The sequence below is a fragment of the Sphingomonas faeni genome (assembly GCF_023195535.1).
Lineage (GTDB): Bacteria > Pseudomonadota > Alphaproteobacteria > Sphingomonadales > Sphingomonadaceae > Sphingomonas > Sphingomonas faeni_B.
The window spans coordinates 66,933-91,030 of sequence record NZ_JALPNF010000011.1 but is presented as its reverse complement, the minus strand read 5'-3'; the positions used below and the strand labels follow the sequence as shown (position 1 = coordinate 91,030).

25 protein-coding genes are annotated in these 24,098 nt (G+C 60.4%); 17 read left to right on the top strand and 8 right to left on the bottom strand.

Annotated elements, in window-relative coordinates:
- From SPHN_RS16600 to SPHN_RS16590, 3 genes are all read left to right on the top strand, one after another.
- On the top strand, positions 1–672 hold a 672-nt coding region (locus SPHN_RS16600), incomplete at its 5' end, for an HAD family hydrolase (protein ID WP_248524871.1).
- A 5-nt stretch (positions 673–677) separates the two neighbouring features.
- Positions 678–1,691 carry an SDR family oxidoreductase gene (locus tag SPHN_RS16595; RefSeq protein WP_248524869.1) on the top strand — a complete coding sequence of 338 codons (1,014 nt, stop codon included), beginning with the start codon at positions 678–680 and terminating at the stop codon, positions 1,689–1,691.
- The gene (locus SPHN_RS16590) at positions 1,688–2,719 is read left to right on the top strand and encodes a patatin-like phospholipase family protein (RefSeq protein ID WP_248524867.1); all 1,032 of its coding nucleotides are present in this window, start codon (positions 1,688–1,690) and stop codon (positions 2,717–2,719) included. Before SPHN_RS16595 ends, SPHN_RS16590 begins: the two co-directional genes overlap by 4 nt.
- Before the next feature lie 407 nt (positions 2,720–3,126).
- Here the strand turns inward: SPHN_RS16590 and SPHN_RS16585 are convergent, their stop codons facing one another.
- Positions 3,127–3,300: a hypothetical protein gene (locus SPHN_RS16585; RefSeq protein WP_248524866.1), complete on the bottom strand. Its 174-nt coding sequence runs from the start codon at positions 3,298–3,300 to the stop codon at positions 3,127–3,129.
- Between the two features lie 181 nt (positions 3,301–3,481).
- Between SPHN_RS16585 and SPHN_RS16580 the strand changes: the two genes are divergently transcribed.
- A complete protein-coding gene (locus tag SPHN_RS16580) occupies positions 3,482–4,246 on the top strand; it encodes a histidine phosphatase family protein (RefSeq protein WP_151989654.1) in 765 nt (254 codons plus the stop codon).
- A complete protein-coding gene (locus SPHN_RS16575) occupies positions 4,243–5,124 on the top strand; it encodes an NAD(P)H-hydrate dehydratase (protein WP_151989653.1) in 882 nt (293 codons plus the stop codon). Before SPHN_RS16580 ends, SPHN_RS16575 begins: the two co-directional genes overlap by 4 nt.
- Positions 5,125–5,133: 9 nt before the next feature.
- Here SPHN_RS16575 and SPHN_RS16570 read toward each other — a convergent pair whose 3' ends face one another.
- From SPHN_RS16570 to SPHN_RS16550, 5 genes are all read right to left on the bottom strand, one after another.
- Positions 5,134–5,523: a hypothetical protein gene (locus SPHN_RS16570; RefSeq protein ID WP_248524864.1), complete on the bottom strand. Its 390-nt coding sequence runs from the start codon at positions 5,521–5,523 to the stop codon at positions 5,134–5,136.
- Positions 5,524–5,635: 112 nt separating this feature from the next.
- Entirely contained in the window at positions 5,636–5,995 is a 360-nt protein-coding gene (locus SPHN_RS16565) for a hypothetical protein (RefSeq protein WP_248524862.1), read from the bottom strand.
- Between the two features lie 83 nt (positions 5,996–6,078).
- Positions 6,079–6,627 (bottom strand): DUF4142 domain-containing protein, encoded by a 549-nt coding sequence (locus SPHN_RS16560; protein ID WP_248524860.1) that lies wholly within the window; start codon positions 6,625–6,627, stop codon positions 6,079–6,081.
- 61 nt (positions 6,628–6,688) lie between these two features.
- Positions 6,689–7,186 (bottom strand): hypothetical protein, encoded by a 498-nt coding sequence (locus tag SPHN_RS16555; RefSeq protein ID WP_248524858.1) that lies wholly within the window; start codon positions 7,184–7,186, stop codon positions 6,689–6,691.
- A gap of 73 nt (positions 7,187–7,259) precedes the next feature.
- A complete protein-coding gene (locus SPHN_RS16550; protein WP_248524856.1) occupies positions 7,260–8,114 on the bottom strand; it encodes a manganese catalase family protein in 855 nt (284 codons plus the stop codon).
- 359 nt (positions 8,115–8,473) lie between these two features.
- On the opposite strand from SPHN_RS16550, the gene SPHN_RS16545 reads away from it, so the two are divergent.
- The 4 genes from SPHN_RS16545 (at position 8,474) to SPHN_RS16530 (ending at position 15,809) form a co-directional block, all read left to right on the top strand.
- Positions 8,474–8,896: an MBL fold metallo-hydrolase gene (locus SPHN_RS16545; protein WP_248524854.1), complete on the top strand. Its 423-nt coding sequence runs from the start codon at positions 8,474–8,476 to the stop codon at positions 8,894–8,896.
- Between the two features lie 431 nt (positions 8,897–9,327).
- Positions 9,328–12,216, top strand: a complete 2,889-nt coding sequence (locus SPHN_RS16540; protein WP_248524852.1) for a PAS domain S-box protein — start codon at positions 9,328–9,330, stop codon at positions 12,214–12,216.
- Between the two features lie 143 nt (positions 12,217–12,359).
- Entirely contained in the window at positions 12,360–14,798 is a 2,439-nt protein-coding gene (locus SPHN_RS16535) for a PAS domain-containing protein (RefSeq protein WP_248524850.1), read from the top strand.
- Between the two features lie 504 nt (positions 14,799–15,302).
- Positions 15,303–15,809, top strand: coding sequence for a MucR family transcriptional regulator (locus tag SPHN_RS16530; protein ID WP_248524849.1), 507 nt, complete (start codon positions 15,303–15,305; stop codon positions 15,807–15,809).
- A gap of 69 nt (positions 15,810–15,878) precedes the next feature.
- Here SPHN_RS16530 and SPHN_RS16525 read toward each other — a convergent pair whose 3' ends face one another.
- Positions 15,879–16,463, bottom strand: coding sequence for a recombinase family protein (locus SPHN_RS16525; protein ID WP_248524847.1), 585 nt, complete (start codon positions 16,461–16,463; stop codon positions 15,879–15,881).
- A gap of 316 nt (positions 16,464–16,779) precedes the next feature.
- Between SPHN_RS16525 and SPHN_RS16520 the strand changes: the two genes are divergently transcribed.
- The 3 genes from SPHN_RS16520 (at position 16,780) to SPHN_RS16510 (ending at position 19,775) form a co-directional block, all read left to right on the top strand.
- Positions 16,780–17,640 (top strand): replication initiator protein A, encoded by an 861-nt coding sequence (locus SPHN_RS16520; RefSeq protein WP_248524845.1) that lies wholly within the window; start codon positions 16,780–16,782, stop codon positions 17,638–17,640.
- 481 nt (positions 17,641–18,121) lie between these two features.
- On the top strand, positions 18,122–18,925 hold the full coding sequence (locus SPHN_RS16515; RefSeq protein ID WP_248524843.1) for an RNA replicase: 804 nt from the start codon (positions 18,122–18,124) through the stop codon (positions 18,923–18,925).
- Positions 18,926–19,454: 529 nt separating this feature from the next.
- On the top strand, positions 19,455–19,775 hold the full coding sequence (locus SPHN_RS16510) for a single-stranded DNA-binding protein (RefSeq protein WP_248524841.1): 321 nt from the start codon (positions 19,455–19,457) through the stop codon (positions 19,773–19,775).
- Here SPHN_RS16510 and SPHN_RS18620 read toward each other — a convergent pair.
- A complete protein-coding gene (locus tag SPHN_RS18620) occupies positions 19,772–19,918 on the bottom strand; it encodes a YlcI/YnfO family protein (protein ID WP_353461234.1) in 147 nt (48 codons plus the stop codon). The two genes, SPHN_RS16510 and SPHN_RS18620, sit on opposite strands and share 4 nt — an antisense overlap.
- Before the next feature lie 153 nt (positions 19,919–20,071).
- On the opposite strand from SPHN_RS18620, the gene SPHN_RS16505 reads away from it, so the two are divergent.
- The 5 genes from SPHN_RS16505 to SPHN_RS16485 all read left to right on the top strand — a co-directional run bounded on the left by SPHN_RS16505 (position 20,072) and on the right by SPHN_RS16485 (position 23,876).
- Complete coding sequence (locus SPHN_RS16505) at positions 20,072–20,266, top strand: hypothetical protein (protein WP_248524839.1); 195 nt, start codon at positions 20,072–20,074, stop codon at positions 20,264–20,266.
- A 3-nt stretch (positions 20,267–20,269) separates the two neighbouring features.
- Positions 20,270–21,013 (top strand): ParA family protein, encoded by a 744-nt coding sequence (locus tag SPHN_RS16500; RefSeq protein ID WP_248524838.1) that lies wholly within the window; start codon positions 20,270–20,272, stop codon positions 21,011–21,013.
- Positions 21,013–22,008, top strand: coding sequence for a ParB/RepB/Spo0J family partition protein (locus SPHN_RS16495; protein WP_248524837.1), 996 nt, complete (start codon positions 21,013–21,015; stop codon positions 22,006–22,008). The genes SPHN_RS16500 and SPHN_RS16495 overlap by 1 nt, the downstream gene beginning before the upstream one ends.
- Positions 22,009–22,251: 243 nt before the next feature.
- Complete coding sequence (locus tag SPHN_RS16490; RefSeq protein WP_248524836.1) at positions 22,252–22,776, top strand: hypothetical protein; 525 nt, start codon at positions 22,252–22,254, stop codon at positions 22,774–22,776.
- Complete coding sequence (locus SPHN_RS16485) at positions 22,776–23,876, top strand: relaxase/mobilization nuclease domain-containing protein (RefSeq protein WP_248524835.1); 1,101 nt, start codon at positions 22,776–22,778, stop codon at positions 23,874–23,876. The genes SPHN_RS16490 and SPHN_RS16485 overlap by 1 nt, the downstream gene beginning before the upstream one ends.
- Positions 23,877–24,098: the final 222 nt, after the last annotated feature.

Genomic DNA, 24,098 nt, shown 5'->3' with positions numbered 1-24,098 from the left:
AACATTATGCAGATCAAAGCCATTCTCTTCGATATCGACGGTACGCTGGTCGACACCAACGACATGCACGTCCTCGCCTGGGAGGAGGCGTTCGCCACCGTCGGCGCGTCGTTCGACCGCCAAGTGGTTCACGACCAGATCGGCAAGGGGACCGACATGCTCGTGCCGACGCTGCTGCCCGACGCGGACGAGGATCAGCAGGAAAAGCTCGGCGACACACACGGCGCGATCTTCAAGGCGAACTACCTGGAGACCGCCAAGCCGTTCGCGCAAGCGCACGACCTGCTGGCCCACGCACATGGTCTCGGGCAGCAGGTCGTACTGGCCTCTTCCGCCTCCGAGGCAGAACTCGACCATTACATAGACCTGCTCGACGCCCGCGCCCTGATCACCGCGACGACGAGCAGCGACGACGTCGAGAAGACCAAGCCCGCACCCGACATCTTCGCGACCGCGCTCAAGAAGCTGCCGGGAATCGATCCCGGCGAGGTGATTGTCATCGGCGATACGCCCTATGACATCGAGGCTGCGGCCAAGTGCGGGATCGCCGCGGTCGCGGTCCGATCGGGCAAGTTCAAGGACGAGCAACTTCAGTCGGCAGGCGCGATCGCGATCTACGACGACGTGGCGGCCTTGCTCGCCGACTACGCAACCTCACCACTGGGACGCTGATCGACATGGCCATCACATTGAAATCCCTGCGCGATCAGGTCATCGTCGTCACCGGCGCCACCAGCGGCAACGGCCTTGCGACCGTCGAGGACGCCGTGCGGCGCGGCGCGGCCGTCGTCGCGACCGCGCGTAACGAGGCAGCACTAGAGGCGCTCCGCGATCGCCTGTCGGCCGACGGCGGACGCATCGCGATCTCCGTCGCGGACGTCAGCGACATGGCGGCGGTCGAGCGTGTCGCCGGCGTCGCGATTGAGGCATTTGGCGGGTTCGACAGCTGGGTCAATAATGCCGGCACGGGCACGTACGGTACGCTTGAACAGGTGCCGATCGCCGATCACCGCCGCGTGTTCGACGTCAATTACTTCGGCGTGTTGCATGGATCCCTGGTCGCGGCACACCATCTGCGCGGACGCGGCGGTGCCATCGTTAACGTCGGCTCGATCCTGAGCGACCGCGCGATCGTCCAGCAAGGGCCGTATTGCGCAACCAAGCATGCAGTGCAGGCGCTGACCGATACGCTGCGGATGGAGCTGGAAAAGGAGGGAGCCGGCATCTCGGTCACCCTGATCAAGCCGGGCGCGATCGACACGCCGTTCCCCGAGCATGCGCGCAACTTCATGGACCAGCCACCACGCCTGCCACCACCGCTCTACGCACCGTCGGTCGTCGCCGACGCGGTGCTGTTCGCGTGCGAGACCCCCCGGCGCACGCTGTATGCAGGCGGCGGGGGCCTGTTGTCCGCGCTCCTGTCGAATGCTGCGCCACGGTTGAGCGACAAGATCATGGAACTGGTCGGCACCGTTGCACAGCAAAAGCCGGAAGATCCCGGCAACCCGACCCGCCGCGACAACCTTTATGAGCCGCGCGTTGATGCATTGCGCGGAAGTCAGGATGTCCACGCCCGCGCTTCGAGCACCGTTTTGCAGGTTCAGAAGCTTCATCCAGGTTTCTTGTTGCTGGGCATAGTCAGCGCGGGCATTGCCGTCGCCGTCAGCCGGAAAAAGCGCGATCGCGCGTGACCGTACGCGGCGAAGAAGCTAGTGCAGTACGCAACTTTGACGTCGTGTTGGTCCTGAGCGGCGGCAATGCCTTGGGAGCATTCGAAGCAGGCGTGTACGAAGCGCTGCACGAGCACGACCTCCAACCGGATTGGGTGATCGGCGCGTCGATTGGTGCTATCAATGCGGCGCTAATTGCGGGCTCCGCTCCCGATCGTCGGATCGAAGCCCTGCGGGCGTTCTGGCGACCTGCTTTATCGCCGGGAGCACTGACGCTTCGCTGGGCCAGTATATTTGAAACCAGTCGGCGGACGACTGCGGTTGGATGGTCGGCAACCGCGGGCCGTCCCGGTATTTTCGGCCCGCTATTATCGGCGTTTACCCCTTGGACGGACGATCAGCCATCGATCTTCGAAACCAATCAGCTCACGATCACGCTGGAAGCCCTCATCGATTTCGAGCGCCTTAATGCCGGTCCTTGCCGTTACACCGCAACTGCGGTCGATCTTGAGACGGGCGACGACGTCGTGTTCGACAGTACCGCAACCCGGATCAAGCCTGATCACATTCGGGCAAGCGCGGCTCTACCGGTCGCGTTTCCACCTGTCGGGATCGACGGCCGCTGGCTCGTCGATGGAGGCCTGTCTGCGAACCTACCGCTAGATCCCGTTCTCAGTGCCCCACCGCCACGGGCGACGTTATGCATCGCGGTCGACCTGTTGCCACTACACGGCCCCAAGCCGGCGACCCTAGGCGAAGCCGCCAGCCGCATGCAGGATCTGATCTTCGCCGCTCAGTCCCGCCGATCGATAGCTCGATGGAAGGCCGCCTATACCGGGCGCGAGGGCATTACGCTGTCGCTGGTTCGGCTGGCCTACAATGAGCAGGACGAGGAAGTAGCAGGTAAGGCGCTCGACTTTTCGCCGCCTACGGTCGAACAGCGTTGGTCGGCCGGCTACCGTGCCGGCATGCTGGCGGTAAAAGGTGTGCATACGGAGGCGATGTTGATCGGGGTTCCAGGTTTCAACGTCATAAAACTTGACCGCTAGCACGTCACTTGGCGGTTTAAACGTCCGTGAGGCATTACGCTGTGCGCGCTTCCCACTTCTGCGCCGATGGCTTGCTACTCTGGTGTCGGACGTTGTCGATATGGCGTGGCAGTCGATAGCCGATCTTCGGTGCGACCTTACCCGCCATTATGCCTAAAGCCAAAAGTAGTCACGCCGTCGGGCATCGTTTGGCGTAATCAGGGTTTCACGACCAACGACCTTGCCCGCGCGACGCACAACATGCAGTGCTGCAGTCGTTTACGTACGAGAGCGCTCCATCTCTGCTATTGTAGCCATATTAGGAAAGCGTGCTTCTCAGCCTTGCCAGCAGCGCAATCCCATCAGCAAACCGTCAGCGGTAGTTCCAGCATTCTATCTGATGCTTTTCGCAAAAGCGCTGACAGGTATTACCGGTCATGAACTGCATTGAGACGATGGCCGCCAAGCACGGCCGCTCTTCCATGCGCTAGCGCGAGTTCAATATGAACATTTTTAATGCGGCCATCGATTGCCTGATTGGCCCGCCTCCGTTCTTGCTCCGCCCGTTCGCGGTGATAAGCGATTTTTGCTGTCTCAGCCATCGACTCCTCGCCTCCTTCTGCGACGTATTGGTTACTTAAAATACGTGAGAGGCTGCTTGAGGTTCCCTCGTCAACGCAGCATTCGCCGATCGCGGCGGTAGCGATGCATGATCGGGAAATCATGGAGCCATCGCCGGCCGATCGGCGTTAATTCGGCCGAAGCAACACTACGGACAAAGCTATGACTTCTGCACGTTGGCCGTCTCGTCTCTGGATTGTCCGCCATGGCGAAAGTGCGGGAAATGTGGCGCGCGACGCTGCCCATGCGGCTGGAGCTGAACGGATCGAACTGTCGCATCGCGACGTCGATATTCCGCTTTCCCAGCTCGGCGAAGACCAAGCCCGTGCGCTCGGCAGATGGTTCGCCAGCGCGGTTCCGGACGACCGCCCCGACGCTCTGTTGGTCTCTCCCTATATCCGTGCGCGCCAGACCCTCGACCTTTTTCGAGCGCAGGGCGGCGCGACCGGCGACGATCCGGTCGGTATCGACGAACGCCTCCGCGAAAAGGAGTTCGGCATCCTGGACGGGCTGACCACCAGTGGTGTCGCCTCGGTATACCCGGACCAAGCTGAGTTCAGGCGCATTCTCGGCAAATTCTATCATCGGCCGCCAGGCGGGGAGAGCTGGTGCGACGTTATCTTCCGCCTGCGGTCGCTGATGGACACGATCGCATTGCACTATGCCGGACGCCGCGTGATGATCGTCGCGCATCAGGTCGTCGTCCTGTGCCTGCGCTATGTCATCGAGAACCTGACCGAGGAGGAGATCCTGGCAATCGATCACCAAGGCGATGTCGCGAACTGCTCGGTCACCGAGTATCGGTTCGATCCCGAAGGAACGCAGAGTGGAGCACTCAAGCTCGTTCGCTACAACGATGTAGTCGACCACGAAGGGTCCGCTCCCGTCACCGCCGAGCCGGACCGTACCACGGGAGTACGAGGATGACCGATACCATTCCCCTCGATAGCAACTGGATCGCTGCCAACCCGCCTCCCGTTCATGGCAGTGGAACGACTAAGAACAGCCGGGGTCGTGTGTTGGCGATCGGCGGTTCGGCTATGGTACCCGGCGCGCTTCGGCTCACGGGAGAAGCGGCACTTCGAGTTGGCGCGGGCAAGCTTCAGATGGCGACGATCGCATCGGCAGCGATCGGACTCGGCCTGGTCGTACCAGAAGCGGGTGTTCTCGCGCTGCCGCAAGACGCCGATGGAGAGATCGCGGGAGCCGCGGGCCCGTTACTCGAAAAGTCGTTGAAAGGGTGCGATACGCTGGTCATTGGACCAGGTATAGGGTCCACCGCCGCTGCCGAGGCTCTCATGCGACTCATCCTGACGCAGCCCTGCGACGAGGTAACCCTGGTCGTCGACGCCTTGGCTATCGGATCCGCACGGAATGTGCGCGAAGCGCTTGCGGCGTTCAACGGTCGCATGGTTTTCACACCGCATCACGGCGAGATGGCCATGCTGACGGGCCTGGAAGAAGACACGATCGCGAAGTCACCAGAAAAAGTCGCGCGCGATATCGCTGTCCAGTATGGGGCTGTTGTGGTCCTCAAAGGCAGCGATACTGTCATCGCGGCACCCGATGGAACGACACTGCATTATGGTGGTGGAGGCACCGGACTTGCGACAGGCGGATCGGGAGATGTCCTGGCCGGTGCGATCGGGGGCTTGCTGTCCCGCGGCGCTTCACCGATCATTGCAGCCGGTTGGGGTGTCTGGCTGCACGGACAAAGTGGACGACGCGTCGCAACTACAAGTGGACCAATCGGCTTCCTTGCACGAGAGGTTCCCGCCGAGTTCCCTCGGCTTCTTCCCCAATAGGCTGCCGTCTTAGCGGGCTTTGATTTTGCTGTACGGCACGAACTGACCGAGTGAGACAAAGCCGCGCGGAAATCGCGAGCTACGATCAATCAGCCGAACCGTGTCGATGCTGCAGAGCTGCGACCCAATGGTACGCGTGACGAGTATGTCATCGCGATGCAGCGACTGCGCCCCGGATCGCGGTTCGTTGACGTAGAGCCGGCTCCCAACCCGGTAAACGATGGCTTTGCCGTCTATGATTTCAGATGAGTTCGAGCCCGACAGGCTGATGCAGTTGACGGGTTTACCCGCAACGAGCCCGACAAGCATTTTCTGCAACTGTACGTCAGGAGCATCGCGACGCGCTGCGATAGCGGGACTAGTGAGAGCTACCGCTGCGAGAAGCATTAGTTTAAGCATAAGCTTTCCTAGACATTGAGTACTGAACGAATTCCGATCAAACAACTTGCTCACCTGCATATGTGCTGTCCAAGCCCTTTGTCGTACCTCATTAAAAAGAACCTACGGCGAGTTACTTAGACTGCTGAGTCTGGCGGACCCCGCCGCCTCCGCCAGGCGTGTCGGCATCATAGTCCTCAGTGGCGTTTCCTCCGCCCGCCCCGGAACCGCTACCATGCACTTCGCCGGTCTTCTCATCGATATAGGCGCGTCGGCCGGCGTCAGGCGGAATGTCTTCGCCCGGCGCCTTGTTCGGCATCTTAACATTCGCTTCCCGATTGTCCCGACTTACGCCGACCTCGACGTTGCGCGGCTGATCCTTCTTATAGCTGTCATACTCTTCGCCCGAGTAATGCCCGACGGTACCGTCATCGTTTCCGCGAAGCGCCGGATTATCGTCGGTTTCCGGGGGCGGTAAGGGGTCTGCTGACATTGTCTCACTCCAGAGAAACATACGAATTTCGATATGTAGGGACATCGCCGGAAACGGAGCGCCGATAACGGCGCTCCGCCGTTTTACATACCCGACATGTTCTTCATCGGCTTACCCGCCTGCATTTTCATTGCAGCATCGAGATGCTGTTTCACAATCGGTACCGCAGCCTTGGCCGACATGCGCAGGGGCGCCTGATCCCCGCCGCTCGAATAGCTTTGGTGAAGGTCCAGTGCGGCCTGATGCGCCGGAATCTGCTGACCGATGTAGAGGCGGTCGAAATCCGCTGCAGATGCGGTCTGCAATTCATTGATCGATGCCGTCGCGCCGGCATCGAGCACGGGCGGCGTTGGCGTCAAACCCGCCTTGGCCGCCGCCTTCATGGTGGCGGCTGTTGTCTTTTGATGGTGCTTGATCAACATGGTCGCAAACTTGCGGATCGCAGGCGTCTGCGACTTTTGCAGCGCGACCTGACTTGAGTTGATCTCGTACAGATCGCTCATTCCGGCAGCCACGACATAGGGCATCGCAGCTGTTTTCGCCTCGGGCGGCGGTGGCGGTGGCGGCGTCTGTGCAAACGATGCTGTGCCGACCGTCGCTGCGAGCAACATACCGATGTGTTTGATATTCATTGGTTCTCTCCTGATAGTTTCTTCTGAAATTTGCGTCGATAAGGCCAGTTCACAGTAGCTTTTACGAACCGTCTCTGACGACGGCAGCTAACGATCCGTCGGGGTTACGACCCTCGCGAGCGAATGCTGCATCCTGTTGTGCTTGGCGCACGTCTTCCGGACTACCTTCTCTCGCGGCGGGAATGGCGACTTCGGCAGTTCCTCCAACATTGGCCGAACCGTGAAGTGCACCTGCGATCTCGCGATCGAATTCGCCTGCTTCGATGGCCGATCGCATGTTGACAAGGTAATCGGTGAAGCGATCTGCGGGGATGAAGTTCGTCGTCTGACCGCCGATGGTCAACGTGGCCCCATTCCGCGCGGTGGGCGTAAAAGCTACATGCTCGCCGTCACGGACAAACCAGGTGCCTGAGCGAACACCATCGGTCGCCCATGCCTTCTCGGCTAGGTGCAGATCCTGCAGAACGTCGTTACGATCGGAGACCGGGTCACTCGACTGCGGTGAGACGACGTCACGAACGGCAGATTTCGCGGCGTTCACGATGCTTTCAAGTGCCAAGTGGCTTCTCCGATACTGCTCAATGGGACACGATCGAAGCGGGGCGCGCAGATGCACGCCCCGCAACGCGTTCTCAGCCGATCTGCTGGTTCTGGGCGCCGCTATTGGGGCGGGCCGGCCCCATCACCGGTTCTTCACCGAGCGGTTCGTTGCGGAAGACGGTAAACTCGCCCTTGCCGTCCATCGAGGGACCCGACGTCCAGCGACCTTCCGGAAACGTCCCGTCGACCGAGGTCGCGTAGAAGTTATAGTTGTTCTGCTGATCTTCCATGTCTTGCGGGAAGCTGTTGGGGATCGGCAGGTTCATGGCTTCTGCCCCCAGTTCCTCGATGACGGCCAGCCACTGCTGCTGGTGCATCGTGTCGCGCGCGATCATGTAATGGAGCATCTTCTTCATGCCCTCGTCATGGGTCGCGTTGAAGAGCCGTACCGCGAGAACGCGACCGGTGCTTTCTGCGGCAACGTTGCAGTACATATCGGCCGCGACGTTCCCGCTCGCGTAGATGTGGCTCATGTTGAACGGCACGCCGTCGGAATCCATCGGCATCGCTGCCATGCCGCCTGACAACAGGTTCTTGTGGATGATTCCTTCGATGCTCTGACGAGGGTTTTCACCGCCCATGACAGCGCCGACGATGCTGTCTTTGACGCCCTCTTCCTGGAGGTGCGTCGGCGCCTTGTCGAGGTTCAGCGCGACTGCGGTCGCCAGCATTTCGATGTGGCCGATCTCTTCGGTCGCCGTGTGCAGCAGCATGTCACGATATTTCGTTGTCGGCGCGCGGTTGCCCCAAGCCTGGAAGAAATACTGCATGCATACGCGTATCTCGCCTTCAACGCCACCAATCGCCTGCTGCAACATTCGAGCAAAAGCAGGATCGGGTTTCGTCACCTGGACCGGGTACTGTAGTCTCTTGTCATGATAATACATGTTCGACTCCGATGTGTTCTAAATCGTGATTGAACAACAAAGGCAGAACGCACTTTAATCCACGATGATCCATGGAAACAGGACTACTTAACTTCGATTAACCAATCTATTTTTGATACTCGCTCTCCACCATCTAAGTGGAGTTCATAAACGCATTGATCGAGGTCAATTCGTTGAAAACGATGATCGTTGCGCATCGTTGGACGCCGTTAAATCGGGGTATTGTAGGAAGATCAGTTGGATCCCCCCTTGCCCATACAAGGGACCGACGTTCCGACCTGATCAATTGACACGACTCTGACTACGAGGGCAGACATATAATGAGGATACACCATTTAAATTGTGGCACTTGCTGCCCGGTGGGTGGGCGGCTGTTCGACGGGTACAGCCGCGGTCTGTCAGCGCATCTCGTGTGCCACTGCCTGCTCATCGAGACGAACGACGGACTTGTCCTGATTGATACTGGGTATGGCAGCCAGGACATCACCCGACCCAGAGAAAGGCTGTCCGACTTATTTCTGGCGCTCAACCGACCGCAGCTTCGGACGGAAGAGATCGCGGTCGCGCAGATACGCCGCTTGGGCTTTGCACCGGCGGACGTCCGTCACGTCGGCGTGACGCATCTCGACTTCGATCATGCTGGCGGGATCGAGGATTTCCCGAACGCGCGCATTCATGTCACGGCCCGGGAAAAGGAGGTCGCTGATCAACGTCGCGGCGGTGTGTTCGTCTCCAGGAAACGCTATCGTCCGCAGCAACCCGGAACGTCCGTTCTCGTTTAAAGCGATCACTTACGGAGCGCGTGGGGAACGCCGCCTTTGTCCCGAAAGGCGTGGGTTCGCAGCCGAGGTGTCGGGAAACCCTGTCGCTTTATCCGATGAGCGACAAACGGGTGATTTCGGACGGTATCATCTCGATCGTCGCAAAACGCCGTCGCTAACGCCGATCGGCGACAATCGTGAGTTTCCGACGGGGCGCGGCGCTCAGAAGCTGCCATGCCGCTCCCGCCCAAGATTCGTCATAGCCAGAAAAAGTGGCCGCTCTTTAAAGCGGACATTTTTAACCGGAGTTCTGATACCCTGCGACCCGCAGAAAAGCTCGGGTCCAGCTGCAGCGTCAAAACCGACCGGTTTGACACCTAAGAATTGCCAGCCGTTTGAGCTTACCAACGACGATGCTACAGCTCAATAAACCGCTGAGCCTATGGAATAAGATGACTGATCTGCCCACGTACGCGAAGCAGCGGCTGGCTGCGCTCGCTCAATATGGTCTGATGGACACGCCGCGTGAGGCGGCGTTCGATGAGATCGTCGAGCTGGTCGCGGCGATCTGCGACACGCCCATCGCAGTCGTGAACCTGATCGGTGACGGTAGGCAGTTCTTCAAGGCGGAGGTCGGCCTCGGCGTTCGTGAGACGCCGTTGGACACATCATTCTGTGGGCAGGCGATTCTCGAGAATGAATTCCTGCTCGTTCCGGACGCGACGAAGGACCCACGCTTCGATTGCAATCCTCTAGTCACGGGTGAGCCGCATCTGCGCTTCTATGCCGGCGCGCTGTTGAAGTCGCCTGATGGCTTTCCGATCGGCACGCTCTGCGTGCTCGATCATCGCCCCCGTGATCTCACCGATGTGCAGAAGCAGGCGATCCGCGTCATGGCGCGACAGGTCATGGTGCAGTTCGAGCAGCGCGTCGCAACGGGACGACTGATCGCCGCCGAGGCGCGGCAGCGCGCGATCGTCGATAGTGCACAAGACTTCGCCATCGTCGCCTGCGATCTGGACGGCCGGATCATCGAATGGAGCTACGGCGCAGAACGGATTCTGGGCTGGTCGGAAGACGAGGTAATCGGCCGAAGCGTTTCCCTGTTCTTTACCGATAAAGATCGCGCGACCGAGGTGCCGGCACAGGAGATGTCAGGCGCCCGCGAGGAAGGGCGTGCCAAAGATGAGCGTTGGCATGTACGCAAAGAGGGCGAGCTATTCTGGGCCAGTGGCGAGTTGTCGCTGCTCCGCGATCCGGCGGGCCGCCATACCGGCTACGTCAAGGTTCTGCGTGATCGTACCGAGGAACATCTTGCCGGCGAAGCGCTCCAGCAGGCGCAGCAGCGCTTCCAGACGATTTTCGACACGGTCGAAGCAGCTTTCGCCATCGTCGAGGTGAAGTTCGACGAAAACGACAACCCTGTCGATTATCGGTTCGTCGAGGCCAATCCGGCTTTTGAGCGCCAGTCGGGGGTCAACCTGCGGGGCAAGTGGGTTACCGAGTTCGCGCCCGATCTGGAGCAGTTCTGGTTCGACACGTACGGGCATGTCGCCAAGACCGGCGAACCGACCAATTTCGAGAATTATGCCGAAGCATTCCAACGCTGGTTCGACGTACGGGCAGTAAGGGTTGGCGATCCCGCAGATCGACAGATCGCAATTATTTTCAACGACGTGACCGCACGCCGAGAAGCGGAGGAACGCCTGCGTGTCAGTGAATCCGTCGCGCGTCAGAACGTCGAGCGGGTGAAACTCGCGCTGGAGGCCGGCGCCATCATCGGCACCTGGCACTGGGACCTGCCAAGCGATCAGTTCACCGTAGACGAGGCATTCGCGCGTGCCTTCGGCCTTGATCCGGCGCTCGGTCGATCCGGCATCCCGCTCGCGCAGATTACAGCAACGGTACATCCCGACGATCAGGCAGGGCTGACGGAGGCGATCAACACGGTAATCGCCCGCAGTGGGTCCTATGCGCATCAATACCGGGTCCGTCGTGCTGACGGTCGATATTATTGGATCGAGGCGAACGGTCGGGTTGACCATGCACCCGACGGAACGCCGCTGAGCTTTCCCGGCGTCCTGATCGACGTCGAGGAACGGCGGAGCATCGCAGCGGAGCGCGACCGTGCTGTCGCCGATCTGCGCGCGCTCGCCGAGACGCTGGAGCAGCGCGTCGCGGAGCGAACCGCCGACCTTGGCCAGGCCGAGGACGCGTTGCGCCAATCGCAGAAGGTGGAGGCGATCGGGCAACTCACCGGTGGGGTGGCGCACGACTTCAACAATCTGCTGACCGTCATCCGGGGTTCCATCGACCTATTGCGCCGGCCCGGTCTCTCCGACGAACGCCGGCAGCGCTATATCGACGCGATCTCCGACACCGCCGAACGCGCGACCAAACTGACCAACCAGCTGCTCGCATTCGCGCGCCGCCAGTCGCTCAAACCCGAAGTCTTCGATGTCTCGGAAAGCGTGCGGACGGTCAGCGACATGGTGCGGACGCTGACGGGCGCACGCATTAAGGTATCCCATCGGCTGCCGACGGAGCCTTGCTACATCGACGCGGACCGCAGCCAGTTCGACACCGCGATCGTCAACATGGCGGTGAATGCACGCGACGCCATGAACGGCGCGGGCGAGCTGTCCATCGTGGTGGCGGCAGCCTCCGGCATGCCCGCCATACGGTCCCATCCGGCCACGCCGGGCGAGTTCGTAACGGTTTCGTTGACCGACAGCGGTCCCGGCATTTCAGCCGATAACATAGAACGGATCTTCGAACCGTTCTTCACCACCAAAGGCGTGGGCGAAGGCACGGGCCTCGGCCTCAGCCAGGTTTTCGGCTTCACGAAGCAGTCTGGCGGGGGCGTCATCGTCACGAGCTCGGAAGGCGAAGGCGCGACCTTCACCATGTACCTGCCCCGGGTTGAGGGGCTGGAGGGCGGAGTGGCCGAGGAGGGCGATAATTCCCTGCCGTTCGGCGAAGGCGCCTGCGTGCTGGTGGTGGAGGACAATGCCGAGGTCGGCATGTTCGCTACCGAGGCGCTGGCAGAGTTGGGCTATCATACGGTTTGGGCGATGGACGCCTCCAAGGCGCTCGCTGAACTGGCGGCCGACGCAGGCAGGTTTGACGTTGTCTTCTCCGACGTGATGATGCCGGGCATGTCCGGCATCGAACTGGGTCAGGAGATTACCCGTCTTTATCCGAAGCTGCCGGTCGTGTTGACCAGCGGATATAGCGAGGTTTTGGCGCAGAGTGGCACGCACGGATTCGAACTGGTGCATAAGCCCTACTCGATTGACACGCTGTCACGCGCCATCCGGAAGGTGTCACGGCGCCAGTGAACCTTTGCGGTGTCAAAACTGTCGGTTTTGACGCCGAAGCTGTGGCACGGCAGCCAACCGCCGTTGAACGCACCTGCCGCTCAGCACTCGTAAAATGCTCAGCTAGCGCTAAACATAGGGAAAAGGTGCGGGCGAGGATGTGAATGCACGTTTTGAATGAACATGATCACCCCGGCTCAGGCACTGGTGAAGACGCGGACCGCATCGAGGCGGAGTTCATCGGAAACCGGCCTTCGCACGATCCCTTCGCCTCTGCCGTGCGGGCAACGCGAATGCCGATGGTGGTCACCAACCCTCGGTTGCCCGATAACCCGATCGTTTTCGTCAACGACTCGTTCTGTCGCTTGACGGGCTATGCGCGCGACGAGATTGTAGGACAAAACTGCCGTTTTCTACAGGGTCCAGAAACTGGACCCGAGGATGTACAAGCGATCCGCGATGCCATTCGCGAGGAACGGTCGATCGAGATCGACATTCGCAATCATCGTCGCGACGGTGTTCCTTTTTGGAATCGATTGCTGCTGGCACCTGTCCGCGACGAAGCGGGCAAGCTCACCTATTTCTTCGCCAGCCAGCTCGACGTCACAATGGAACGCGACCAGCTCGCCGGATTACAGGCGGCGAACGCCGTGCTTAGCTCAGAGCGCGCCCTAGCCGAACAACGGCTCGCCCTCAACGAAGTCACGCTCAAGCTTTCGGTGGACGCGGCCGAGATCGGCACCTGGGACCTAGACCTCACCACCAACGTGCTCAACTGGCCGCCACGTACCAAGGCGATGTTCGGCATCTCGCCGGATATCCCGTGCAGCATGGATGACTTTTACGCTGGGCTACACCCTGACGATCGCGACGTGACTGGGGAAGCTTTTGCTAGCGCCCTCGATCCGGAGCGTCGCGCTACCTACGACGTGGAATATCGGACGGTCGGCAAGGAAGACGGCATTATCCGCTGGGTCGCTGCCAAGGGCCGCGGCATCTTCGACGACAAGGGACGCTGCATTCGGGCAATCGGCACCGCTATCGACATCACCCTGCGTAAAGCGACGGAAGACCGACTTCGCGAACTTAACACGACATTGGAACAGCGGGTCGCGGACAGCACTGCTGAGCGTGACCGCATGTGGCGGCTAACCACCGACCTGATGCTAGTTGCGCAATTCGACGCGACAATCGTGTCGGTCAACCCGGCTTGGACCACCTTGTTGGGCTGGGAACGTGACGAGCTGATCGGTCGGCCATATCTCGACTTCGTGCATCCCGATGATCAGCCCGCGACCGGATCGGAAACAAACCGGCTGACAGACGGCATGACAACTCTACGGTTCGAAAACCGCTATCGTCACCGGGATGGGGGTTATCGCTGGCTGTCCTGGTCCGCTGTTCCCGAGCACGGCCTTATCCATGCCGTGGCCCGCGATATTACGGGCGAAAAGGTTGCCAATGAAGCGTTGAGTCAAGCGCAGAAGATGGATGCGGTCGGGCAACTCACAGGCGGTGTCGCGCACGACTTCAACAACCTGCTTACGGTAATTCGTTCCGCCGCGGACTTTCTCCGCCGCGCGGACATTACGGACGAGAAACGCCGGCGCTACATTGACGCGATTTCCGACACTGCCGATCGTGGGGCCAAGCTGACAGGGCAGCTCCTCGCCTTCGCGCGTCGTCAACCGCTCAGGCCAGAAGTGTTTGACGTTGGCGATAAGGTCGCCGGCGTTGCTGAGATGGTGCGCTCACTGCTCGGCAGTCGCGTCGCCCTGGAGGTCGAACAGCCCCCGGAAGCGTTCCACGCAGAGGCCGATGTGGCGCAGTTCGATACCGCCATCCTGAACTTGGCGGTAAATGCACGCGATGCCATGAACGGCGAAGGGCGACTGACGCTTCGCGTCCAGCCCGCTTCCTCTATTCCAGCGATGCGCCATCATGCCGAACGGCCGGGCTCCTATGTGGCGGTCAGCGTCACCGACACCGGGGGCGGGATAACCCCAGAAAACCTGTCGCGCATATTCGAGCCATTCTTCACAACCAAAGACGTCGGCAAAGGCACCGGTCTGGGTCTGAGCCAGGTGTTCGGCTTCGCCAAGCAATCCGGCGGCGACGTGCTGGTGGAAAGCGAAGCAGGCACCGGAACGACATTCACGATCTATCTCAAGCTGGTGTCCGCGAAGGGCGTCAAACCGAGTGAGCCGGCGGATGCCAAACAACCCGCACACGCCCCGAACGCCAACGTTCTCGTAGTCGAAGACAATTCCGATGTCGGTGAGTTTGCCACGGCCATGCTCCAGGACCTTGGGTATCGGACCACTTGGGCGGCGGACGCCAATGCCGCGCTCGATCTGCTCGCTCAAGACGAGCTCAAGTTCGATGTAGTGTTCACCGATGTAATCATGCCGGGGATGACGGGTATCGAACTCGGCGAGGAGGTCCGTCGTCGCTATCCTGGCCTACCAGTCGTGCTTACCAGCGGATATAGCCATGTCCTTGCCGAAAATGGGCATCAAGGGTTCGACCTTCTGCAGAAACCCTATTCGGTAGAGGCCATGTCGCGCGTGCTACGGCGAGCGGTACACGATCGATCGGTATAAGAGGGTCATGCCTGACGGAGCGCTATCTATGGCGGTGTCACAACCGAACGGTTGTGACACTGGCTCGAAGGCAGCTTTCAACGGCCGCGGTCCCGAAAGCTGCCTGTCGCCTAACCACCAATTATTGCCGTTCAGCGGTGAGATGTGTGGAAAACCCGGTCGCAAATACGACTGTGGGACAAACGGGTGTTTTGCGTTTCCTGCGCGGCCTTGCCGGTGCTTAGGCCCAGCGACGGATACGGTTAGAGCGGTGATCGCTCCCCGCATGAGAGCTTGATCAATCATATTCGATCAGAAGTTTGGAGCACACCCGGCAAGATTCAAACGGTCGCTGGCGTCGGCGTCAGCGAAGGAGCAAATTTGCCAACGTCTTGGACGGTAATTAAGAACGCGTATTCTCGGTTTCATTTTTATGTATTGAGCTCTAATGGATGGTCTAGCGCGACCAGAGATTGCCAGCGACCAATCAAGTACCTAGATGCGCCTCCAGAAATGGAGACTTCTATGTCCGACACTACCCTCGACCTGAACCCCGTCGAACTCGCCACGGAATTGACAATCGCTTGGTTGGCCAATCCCAACACGCGTACCAACGCTGACGACGTTCCAGCCTTCCTGAACAAGATGTACGAAACTGTTTCGGTGCTGGTCGGCGGAAACTCGACGGCTGCTGAGCCCGAAGCATCTGCTCAAGAGTACACCCCGGCAGTCACTGCTCGTAAGTCGCTTGCCAGCCCCGATCACATCATCAGCATGATCGATGGTAAGCCGTACAAGACGCTGCGCCGTCACCTCGCGACTAACGGCATGACGCCAGTGGAGTATCGCGAGCGTTATGGCCTGAAGGCTGATTACCCCATGGTCGCTCCTACCTATTCGGAAGCACGTCGCACGATGGCCAAGAGCATTGGGCTCGGTCGCAAGCCTGGCCAGACGAATGTAGCCAAGGCAGACGCCAAGCCCGCTTCGGCTCCGCGCAAGCGCAAGACCGAAGAAGCAGCAGCGGAATAATATAGAGGCTGGCTTCCTAGGAAACGGGGAGCCAGCCATTTATCGTGCATGTAGATCAGCTGCATGCTTCTAAGCGACATTCTCTCCCGCGCTAATTGCCTCTTGTTCTGGTGCTGGCAAATGGCGGTATAGCGTCGCGATCGAGACGCCGATGGTTGGGGCTATTTCGCGGGCAGTCATTCCAGACGATAAAAGCTTCCGCGCGGCCTCGAGGCGTTTGGGTGTCATTACTGTCTTCCGGCCACCTACCCTGCCCTCACGTCGGGCGACGATCAACGCAGCCGTCGTGCGCTCACGAACCAAGTCACGCTCCATCTCGGCCATCGCTGCCATGATATGGAAAACGAGTTTCCCTGCTGTGCCTGCGGTATCGATCCCGTCTGTAATCGATTTCAGCCCGATTCCCCTCGTCGCTAGATCGGACGAGAGGTCGATCAGTCCTTTCATGGTACGGCCGAGCCGGTCGAGCTTCCATACTACGAGAATGTCGCCGGTTCGCGCATGGGAAAGCGCGTCGGCTAACCCTGCGCGGTCGGCTTTTGCTCCGCTGGCCTTATCCGAGAAGGTTCGTTCGCAACCCGCACTACGCAACGCTTCGAGCTGCGGGGTCAGATCCTGTTCCGGGGTCGACACTCGGGCATAGCCGATCAGCATGAAGCATTCTCAAAACTCATGTCTGACGTCTATCATGTCGAGGGCCAATCGCGAAAGTGTTTTGAGACGCTGGCGTCAACTGCTACGGTTCTCACATGATGGCGCATCAAAAACGATCGTTTGCGAGACGAGGCGACGCCGGCGATACCGCGCACAGGTTGGTCCGCGAAAACACGAAAATTGATGGCGATCGGGTCGGCAACGGCCCTGTTCACGAGGAAAACGACGCTGCCATTCGTGTTTTCGCGGACCCGGGCGATCGAGCGTTCGTGCTTTCGCGGACCCCGTCTTTTGCGGTGCCCCTACAGGTTGCGGCATGACGGAGGGAGCATCTTCACAAGGCAACCTGTTCGTGCTTGATAGCCCGCTGCTGACCGAGGTCCGCGGCGAGCAGTCTTTGATGGCTTACCCGTTCTTCGCGCTGACCAAGACGGCGTGGAAGCGGTCGCTAATCTACAAGACCGACACGGTATCGATCGAGATCGGTCCTGGTCCGCGCGGCGTTGCCACGATCTACGACAAGGAAGTCTTACTCTATATCGCCAGCTTGCTCGTCGCAAAGCTCGACGCCGGTGAGGCAGTGGCCCAGGACTTCTACTTTACCGCCCACGATCTTTTTCGCGTCACTGGGGTAAGTGGATCGGCGCGATCCTATACGCGGTTGTCCGATGCTCTGGAGCGGCTGCAGGGCACGCAGATCAAGACAAACATTGAGGCTGGTGGAGAGGGGCAGTCGGGCTTTTTCTCATGGCTGTCGGAGGCGCAGCTTCATTATACGAAGACCAAAAGTGGCGATAAGCGGTTGAAGGGCGTGAAGGTACGGCTGTGCGATTGGTTATATCGCGCGATCCTGCGCGATCGGCGTGTGCTGGACTACTCACCGCTTTATTTCCAGCTCGGCCCGGTCGAGCGTCGACTCTACGAAGTCGCTCGATCGACCTGCAAAGACGGATCGGTCCAAGTCGGCCTCGACGACTTGCGGCTGCAGCTCGGCTACCAAAACTCGCTGAAGCACTTCCGGCATGTGATGAAGGGAATATCGGATGCGGACGCCGTGCCCGATTATCACATCGTCATGGATGACGGAGCATCGGTTGAGACAGCAGCTGGTAAACGCCGAACAACAGCTTCGACGACTGTGACTATCACACCGAAGGCGAGCCTACTTTCCGCGTAACGAATGGCGTTCAACTGATTCGATCTCGAGACGGCAACGGTCCGAGAAAACACGAAGCAGCGTCCGCGAAAGCACGAACTCCGGTCCGCGAAAGCACGAAAAGGACTAGCCTAGGTCCGTGAAAGCACGAACTTTTGTTGGCATAAGTCCGCGAAAGCACGAACTGTTTCTATTTCGTTCAAGCGCAGCTTGCGCCAAAATCCCGTTGCGTTGTCGGCATTATTCGACGGGCATCAAAGGGATCGGCTGTGACCACATAAACGAATGCCCGGCACGAAGGCCGGGCACCCTGGAACGTGATGAGCGATGCTTGGCGGCATCGATCGGGACCCCATTGGGGACAATACGCACCCTTCTCATATCCGTTCTCGAGCCTCGGTTCAAGGGAGCGCGCTTCGCGCCACGCTCTTGTTTTGCCTGGTCCCGGCCTCCGAAGAGGGGACGGACGATGGGAGCTATTACGATTGCGCGCGCGAGCTTCATGGCGCTCGAACGAGCGACAAACGAGCGCGCCAGGTCGCGATCGGGGGCACCGAACCCGACGCGCGCGCACGTGCATCCTCACAGCCGTAAGGCTGGCACGTTCGAGGACGACTTTTTCTACAGCTACGCCAAGGGCGAGACGGACCGGCTGTATCGCAACGCCGTGGAGCTGCTGAAACGCAAGAACGCCATCAGGCGCCTTGCCCGTACCGAGGGGCGCCAGCTCACTGAGGCCGAACGCCTCGTTACGCTGATTACGCCTGCAGCAGTGCGGGTGTTCGAGCAGCTAACGCAGCTCGCTCGCACCTGCGGCGGCAAGGTCTTCCCGACATGGGAGTGGATCGAGACGCACGCCGGATTGTCGCGTGCGAGCGTCGGGCGCGGCCTGTCGATCCTTGCTAGAATGGGGTTGCTCGACAAGCAGCGGCGATGCGTCCCGGTCGAACCAACCCGCGATCGCCCGAAAGCGCGCTTTGAGCAGACGTCCAACGTCTATCGGATGCGGTTCCCGAACCGTCTGGTCGGCTTCCTTCCGCGATGCTTTCGCCCCTCTCCCCTGCCCGACGATGTGGTGCAGCGGGATGCTGATCGTATCGAAGAGATCGAGGCGATGCGTCTATGGCGCTCGCCCCGTCAGGTTGTGGCAGAGGACATTGACGACGCCGACCTCCGCAGCATCATGATGCGTCTCGCAATCGGCATTGAGGAACGAGAGTCTCAAAAAAATGGTCAACCGCTCCTAGATTCATCTATTCTATATTCAAATGGAGTTGGCCTAGGCGGCCAACGCTCTAATGCCTGACGGCAAAGACGCGCTGAACCCAAGCAGGACACTCCAAAGAACCACTTTCCCCAGGCCGAACCGATGGACGCGCCTACGGCGCGGTGCTCCCGAGCGGAGCATGCGTCTTCTGTTGCGCCCAGATGGTTGAGCTGGTGCTTGGTCGAGCCGTTTTTCGGGCATGATCGCGGCCGTAGCACCTAGTTCCTAGCAAGGGCGGCGTGGTAATCACCGGCATCATTCCCTTTCCACGTTGTCGACACTCGGTTTCCCCGCGGGCCGAACCGAGCTGCGCCCATCGTCGCCACATACCGAGATCCTAGCACTAGCCAAACCCCACACCGATCGCGATGGCCCAGGTCGAGCCCCTCGCCCGGCTATTCCTGGGTGATGGGAAAATGGGCGCTCGCCGCCTTCTACGATCAAGCGAATAACCGGCTTCGCCAACGGTTTTCGCTGCGCAGACCCTCCGTTTTTTCGCTTGATCGCGGCGCCCGCACTCCCTTCAATTCCCATCAGGAATTAGCCTGATCGATCGGAGGACAGGACCATGCAGAACATCGCGGAGTTTCGGATCATCGGGCGGGTTGGCAAGATCACCGAGCATGACAAGGTGACGAAGGTCAGCGTCGCCGCCAACTACAACCGGCAGGAGAACGACGAGTGGGTGACGGACACGCACTGGAACGAGGTGACGGTGTTCGGCAAGCTAATCGAGCGCGCCGCCAAATCGCAGAAGGGTGATCTCGTTCATATCACCGGCCGGGTTCGGCAGAACTCCTACGACGTGGCCGATGGCAAGCGCTATACGGTCGAGCTGATCGCCGACGGCTTCGCGATCCTCGCCAAGGGTTCGGAGGACCGCGACTAGGTACGGTCGGGGCCGCCTACCGGCGGCCCTTCCCGCCTCCGCATTTCCATCTCGACGGACTCGCGCATGAAATCGGCAACCGTTTCTCCCGGGCGCAGCAATGCCTTGATCCGGGCCAATGTCCCCGGCGGAAATCGGGCCATCGTCTGCTCTGCGTTAATTCGCGGGCGACCGACCGAGCCGAGCTTGCTAGAGTCATTCGTCGTCATGGAATTGTTGGTATCTCATATTGACGAGGATTTAGATACCACTTATTACAGGATCGGCCTTTCATCAAGGCGACGGAGGCTGAGGCCATGTTGGACCACCTACTAACGATCGGGTTTCTCGTATTCCTCGGCTGGGGGTTGCTGTCGGGCATGGGCCGCAGCGAGAACCCGCGCGTCTGGAGCGGCGACACGGCTGACGAGGAGGCGGGGCGCAATACGCGCTCCGATTCCAACTACCGCGGCTACGACCATTGGAACATCTCGTCGGATCGTGGCTGGTAGGACGTGAAGACTATCGCCATCAACGTAGAAAAGGGCGGCGCGGGCAAGACCACGATCGCCTGCCATTTGGCATGGATTCTAGCCGACGCTGGCCATCGCGTTCTGTTTCTCGATCTCGATCGCCAGTGCAACGCGACCGCGGCGCTGGCAGAGTTCGAGAGCCTTGGCACGTGCAAGCCTCTATTCGAGCCCCGCTACTCGCTGCCCGCTTCCGCGCCTCGCCTGTCGATCTACTCGAACCGTATGGGCGGCGAATATGACGCGGATTACACGAAGGCGCTTGGAAATATCCGGGCCAACTTCCCGCAGCTTGGTCCTGCGTTCGATTTCTGCGTCATCGACACGCCTCCTTCCTGGTCCTGGATCAATTTCGCGGCGCTGATGGTAGCGGACTCGCTGATAATTCCCGTCGAACTGGGGCCGTTCGGTCCGGCGTCGACCAAGCAGGTGTCGGACTCGATCGCCACGGTAAACCAGCGAGGCCGAACAAAACCGATCCATGTCGCCGGCCTGGTCGCCAACCGCGTGAAGGCCAACGATCGCGCGCAAATGGAAATGCTCGCGGCGATCCGGGAGAAGGTCGGGAAAAACCTGTTCACCAGCTACCTCCCCGATCGCGCACACTACAGCCAGGCGCTTCAAGAGCGCGTGCCGGTATGGCGCTTGAACAAGGACGTGCGAGGATCGCTGCCGGCGATGCGCGCCTTTCTCGAGGAAGCCATGACCCGGATCGGGAGCAACGGATAATGGACTTCGACAACTTCGACGTCTTCAGTGACAAGGCCGAGGTCGCAGACGCGGATCGCGTTCTGCTCCTCGATCCGGATCAGCTCTATCCCGATCCCGAGAACGTCCGGCGCGACATCGATCCGGCAACGATTAACGATATGGCCGGGACGATCGAAGCACGAGGACAGCTTCAACCGGTGACGGTCGCTCCGAAGGATGAGGAAGGGCGCTATCGCATCCAGTTCGGCGAACGTCGCTGGCGCGCGTGCAAGCAACTCGGGATCAAGGTTCGCGCGATCGTCGCCAAGGCGGATGATCCCGCGCAGGTCCGCATCGACCAATTCATCGAGAACGATCAGCGCGAAAACCTGTCGACAGCCGACGTGGTGGCCTTCGTCGCCAAGGAGGTTGCGTCCGGCCGCACGCTCACAGATCTAGCGCGGCAGACAGGCCGGAACCGCACGCTCCTGACCCGGTATCATGGCCTCGCAAGTGCTCCCGACTACATCTCTGCGCTACTTGCCGATATCTCGATGCGGAGCGCCGTTGCCCTTACCCAGGCAGCCAAGGTGGACGATGCAGCGACCCGGAAGTTTATCGCGAATACGGCGACCGAGGATATGACGGTATTGGCGTGCGAACGGCTGGCACGCGACGTGGGAGCGAAGAAGACCAGCGCGCCGACCGATTCTCCTGCCCCCCCGCCTGTCGTGCAACCGGGCGCGGATGGCGAACCCGAGAAAGCCAGCGACGAGACCCTGGTCGATCCTCCCGCCCCATCAACCGACGAGATCAGGGACGAGCTTGCCGAGCGCGCTCAGGACGCGACACCGGTCCCGTCGGCGCTGGTTTCTAGCACCAGTGCCCCTGCCCCCCGGTCTTCAAAGGCGAAGGGTGGCAAGCAGAAGATCGAGCGGCCGACAATCGAGGTGGAGGGTCAGCGTGCGATCGTCGTGGAAGCGCTGCTCCACTTCGACGGCGAAGACACGCCCCGGATCGTCAGCTGGCGCTGATCGCCGGCCGTTGAACGGAGAGCGCCGATGGTGATCTTCGCGCGCATTCGCACACCTTCTTTCCTTCCGCGAAATCGCTTCATTCAAGACTAATTAAGTGTGCCACGTGGCACACTTGCGAGAAGGATTATGGTTGGGGAGGTTTAATGGCAGGATAGGTGTTGTGGTGTTTGCTGTATTACATTACTCCTTCGGAGCATGACCGCAGCCTCGCAATCTGCATCCCCAACCAAGCCGACCGCGATGCTGACGGCGCGCATTGATCGGGACCTGTTGGCCGCGTTCGATGCCGTTGCAGAGGGAAGGGGAGGGCGCAGCGCGCTTCTCCGAACCGTGCTTCAGCAGTCATTGAAGCAGGTGATCGACGCGCCTCGGATCGCGCCACGCGCTAACGGCGCCGGTAACCGTGTGACGCTCAGCTTCACCGATGCTGAGTTGGCGCTGCTCGATCGGCGAGCGGCCGATCGCGGTGTCGACCGTTCGCGTTGGATCAAAGCACTGGCGCGACGCCATCTCGGATTGAAGGGCAACGTCGATGACGGCTTGCGCGATGCTCTCGCGCCGATCCGCATGCAGCTTCAACGCATCGGCCGAAACCTCAACCAGGCGATGAAGGCCGGCAACGCCTCGCTAATGGCGGATAGCGGATTGCAGATCGAGCGGGAGTTGCGTCGTATCGCAGACATGCGCGAAGAGATCACCGAACAGGTCGACGCGCTCGGAGGCGCGCTTCGTGGCGACTCCGCCTATTGGGAGGTCGCCGACTAATGCCCTTCGGCGAGCGCGAGGATGAGCTGTGGGAGGCGATGAAACCGCGGTTCAAGCCGCGCATCGTGGGCGATCCGAACGCGCGTTACGCCAAGAGCATCGTCAACGGCACAGGGGCATTCGCGCCCCGACACAATGTCGCACCGACAGCCTCAGCCGTTCGGGACACTCTCGCGCGGGTCGTTCACCGCACGCCGGAGGTGCTGGTCAAGGTGACAGGGCGGAAGAAGGGCGCGAAGCACTTGGCCGCCCATCTCGATTATATCGGTCGCCACGGCGACATCGCGATCGAGACACGGGACGGCGAGCGGATCACGTCGAAGGATGATGCGCATCAGATCGCGGACGAATGGTCCGACCCGCTCTATTGGCGGCAGGGGACATCGGTTTCGGCCGTTGCGATGGTGTTCTCGATGCCGGCAGGCACCAACCCTGACAAGGTAAGGGAGTCCGTCAGGGAAGCGGCCGACCGCTTGATTGGTGACAATCACGACTATGTCCTCGCTCTTCACACCGACACACCCAGGCCGCACGTCCATCTGACGGTTCAAGCCGAAGGAATGGACCGGAAGCGCTTCGATCCTAGGCGCGAGGATCTGTTTCGATTTCGCGAGGCGTTCGCCGAAGCGCTGCGCAGCCGCGGTGTCGAGGCAGAGGCGACGCCGCGCTATACACGCGGACAGGGGAGGGCGGGCACCAGCATGGCGCTGACGCAGTTGCGCGCCCGCATACGCAACGGTGCGTCCCGCCAACCTACCGATGCCGATCTGCGGCAAGCGCGCGAGGCAATGCAAATCGCGCTCGGCAAGGCCCAGCAGCCAGCGCTAGCGATCAAGACGCGGGCACGCTGGCAGGACACCAAACGTCGCTACGAGGCTGCGGCCGACCGCCTCGATCGCACTGGCAACCACGAAGACCGACAGCTCGCCGGCCATGTGAGGAAGTTCATCCAGGAGCGCGCGCGGATTGAGACGGTGCCGGACATGATGCTTCGCGATGCCGAGAATCGGGTCCGAGACGCACGGGATCGTCCGCGAAACGAGCCGCAACCGGATCGGGATGTGCCACGTGGCACACCACCACCACCCAGGCGGCGCTAGGCACAGAATTGCCCGACTCGGATAGTGTTTTGGGAAGTGTCATCGCTCTTGAATGACAACAAGTGGGGACATTTCTGCCGTTCGCCTGTGGCATATGGAGGGGCAGCTCTTATCAGAAGCCGATGCTCGACGTTTGCTGAACCAGCATTTTAGAACGAGAGAGAGGTGGGCGGCTATCAGTCTGACTTCTTTTCAGCACCAATCGGATCATCGGCGAAGCTC